A 3,176-nucleotide genomic window follows, 5' to 3' on the forward strand; every position below is an offset into this window, starting at 1 on the left:
GCACGCTCATCCCGTTGGCCTGCGCGTGACTGACCAGACGATCACCACCGCTGTAACTGAACCGACCCTGCTGCGGCTCGGTGGCATCCCACTTCATCTCGTTCTCAGCCACGACACTGTTGAACTCGCGGTTCAAAATCGTCGTGTAAACGCTGGTCGACAGCTTGCCCGTCGCGACAGCGGCCCCGAAGTAGCGGCCCTTCTCCGCCGCCGAGGCCCCCAGGGTCGTGCCGGCGCTCGCCGTGGAGGTCAGTGTCATCGTCATCCCGGCGGCGAGAACGCCGGTGACTGCGATGGTCACCGCCGCTCGCAGGGCTCTCTTGTGATTCATACGGATTCCTTCTCTGTGGTGGTGCGGCGATGGAGGCGCAGCGCCCGAATCTGCTCATGCGACATCGGAAACGGCAGCACCGGTCGCCGTCGCGGCAGCAGTGCGGGGAGTCCTGAACCGACGTCCGGCATGCCCTGGGCGGACGTCACGCTCCGAGGGGCCACAGCAGGTTCGCCCGGTGAACCACAGGTGCGGCCGCCCTCAACCATCGACTGTGAGCGATAACATGCCGTTCGTCAAGTCGTAACCAACCGGGCGAGCCCGGGTCGCTCCGGCCACTTCGACGCGCACCTCCGGCGGGCTGCCGGAGCCGCAGGAACACGGCCCCGGCAGCACCGATCACTGGAACGAGACGTCGTCGACGAGGAAGCTGTCGGTGCCCTGCGCCGTCTCCACATAGAAGGTGGCGTTGGACAGTGTGCCGCTCCACGACACGGTCGTCGTACCGGTGAGCAGGGTCCAGCCGTTGACGTTCACCCCCACCGCCGGGGTCAGCTGGAGGTAGCTCGTCGTGCCGTTCGCGGTCAACGACAGCGTCGCCTTCGCCGACGGGGTGCCGCTCTGTGCGCGTACCCAGACGTTTGTGGTGTAGCTCTTGCCGTTGGTGAGCCTGGCGGTCACGTCCTGACCGGGACCGTTCCACGCGCCGGTGCGGCCGGTGATCGACAGCGACCCGCTGCCGCCGTGCGCGACTGTGGTGTTCCTGGCGAGCGTTCCGCTGCCGTGCAGGCCCCACCCCGTCGTGCCGTTCTCCACGTCACCGTTGGTGAGCAGGTTGGCGCTGCCGCCGGTGCCGCTGAACTGCCACCAGTTGATGTTGAACAGGTTTCCGCTGCCGCCGGCGAAGCGCAGGTAGAGATCATGGGTGCCGGTCGCCCCGCTCACCGCGCACGTGCTGGTGCTCCAGGTCTGCCAACCGCCGGTGCCACCCACGGTGCAGGTGCCCACGGTCGGGCCGCTGGCGCTGTCGAGGCGCACCTCGATCCGGCCGCCGCTGGTGGCCGACGCGACCCGGGCGCTGAACGAGGTCGCACCCGCTCCGAACGCGACACCCTTGACCTTGATGTAGTCGCCGTTCTCGATCCAGCCGACGTTCATCCCGCCCTCGCTGGACGCCTCGGTCTCGATCCCCGAGCCCCAGGCGATCGTCTCGGCCTCCTGGCGCACGTACGGGTTCAGCGTGCCCACCTGCGGGGCTCCCGTGGTGGTCATGTTGATCGTCGGGAACGTGCCATTGGAGTTGTAGGTGAACTTCTCCACCGCGACCGAACGGGTGTAACCACCACCACCGGGCAACGCCCCGTTGTGATAGAAGAAGTACGAACCACCCTGGAAATCGATCACGCCCGCGTGATTCGTGAAACTGCCGCCCTGTCGTGGCATGATCGTTCCTCGATACGTCCACGGCCCGGTCGGCCCGGTGGCCGTGGAGTACGCGATGAACTCCGAACAACACTCCGCGGCGAAGACGTTGTAATACAACCCGTTGCGCTTGAACACCCACGGCCCCTCCTCGTAGAGGGTCGGCCGACTCGCGTTGCCGTTACGGGTGCCGAACCCCGCCGTCGTGAGCTGAATGCGGGTCGCGCTGCCGGAGTACGAAATCATGTCCGGGTTCAGCTTCACGTACCACAGGCCCGGGTTACCCCAGTACAGATACGCCTGTCCGTCATCGTCGATGAACGCGTGCGGGTCGATCTCGTTGTTGCCGACCAGGGGCCGACCGAGCGCGTCGCGGAACGGCCCGGTGGGGCTGTCCGCCACCCCGACGCCGATGACCATCTGCCCGTTGGAGCGCTGGCGCACCGGCACGTACCAGTAGAACTTCCCGTTGCGCGCGATGACCTGCCCGGCCCACGCGTTGGCGTCCGCCCAGGCGAACGTCGCCAGGTTCATCGGGGAGCCGTGATCGGTCCAGTTCACCATGTCCGCGGACGAGTACACCCGCCACTCACGCATGGTGAAGTAGGTGGACCCGTCCTCGTCATGCCCGGTGTAGAGGTACACCCGGCCGTTGTGCACCATCGGCGCCGGATCGGCGGTGTAGATGTTCTGGACGATGGGGTTGTCGGCCTTGGCCGTGCCCGGGATCAGTGCGAGGACGCAGGCCATGCTCGCCAGCCAGGCGATGGCGCGCCTGGCCCGGCGGGCGGCCCGGGTTGTGGTTCGATCTTTCACCTTCACGATTACTCCCACAGAGAGTGCGCCGTGCGCGATGTCTGACTCGGCGAGCCACCGCTGTCCTGGCGACCGCTCGAACGTGCTTCACCATGCGCACGCCGAGCAGCACGGCCGGCAGCCGTGTTAGCGTTAACAGGCCTTCTCGGATGCCTCCCTCCCCCGGCTGACCTGGATTTTTGCGAGACGCGGGATGACCGTCGTAACCACATCGCAGCATTGATGTATCGACGTTGACATCCAAGATTTACGATGCACCGTACTGAGCGACACGGCGGGCGTCAACGGGCGGGCGCCGGCTCTTCACTCAGCGCCATCCGTCACACACGGTCACATTTTGGTGATCTGGAGGCCGATGAGTGTCCGTTTCGGACCATTGCTGGCGCCGGGCGCAGCGCCCGCCGGCCAGGCCACCGCAGCGATGGGTCAGCGCGGCGCCGCAGGGGTTGCGGGCGTGTTAACGACCAACTATGTTAGCGATCACATCGATGTGCCGCGATAAGCGCCAGGGGTGGGCACCCGGCGTCCACGGCGACGCGTCCCACGTCCCACCACCCGCACCGCACCCGTCGTCGGCCCGTAGCCGCTGACGAACCCGCCGCCATCGATGGCGGCCCCGACGAACCCGGCCACCTGGAGGTTCCCCATGCCACCCCCACCCCTCAGG

General features: G+C 66.8%; 3 protein-coding genes. All 3 read right to left on the reverse strand.

Annotation, left to right across the window (positions count from 1 at the left end):
• Positions 1-331 (reverse strand): endo-1,4-beta-xylanase (locus tag DLJ59_RS03065; RefSeq protein ID WP_148096924.1); only part of this gene is annotated, 331 nt, incomplete at its 3' end.
• Positions 332-670: 339 nt separating this feature from the next.
• On the reverse strand, positions 671-2,443 hold the full coding sequence (locus tag DLJ59_RS03070; protein ID WP_124770994.1) for a family 43 glycosylhydrolase: 1,773 nt from the start codon (positions 2,441-2,443) through the stop codon (positions 671-673).
• Between the two features lie 546 nt (positions 2,444-2,989).
• Positions 2,990-3,176 (reverse strand): hypothetical protein (locus tag DLJ59_RS36800; protein WP_208648533.1); only part of this gene is annotated, 187 nt, incomplete at its 5' end.

This window comes from Micromonospora inaquosa (genome assembly GCF_003857055.1).
Classification (GTDB): Bacteria; Actinomycetota; Actinomycetes; order Mycobacteriales; family Micromonosporaceae; genus Micromonospora; species Micromonospora inaquosa.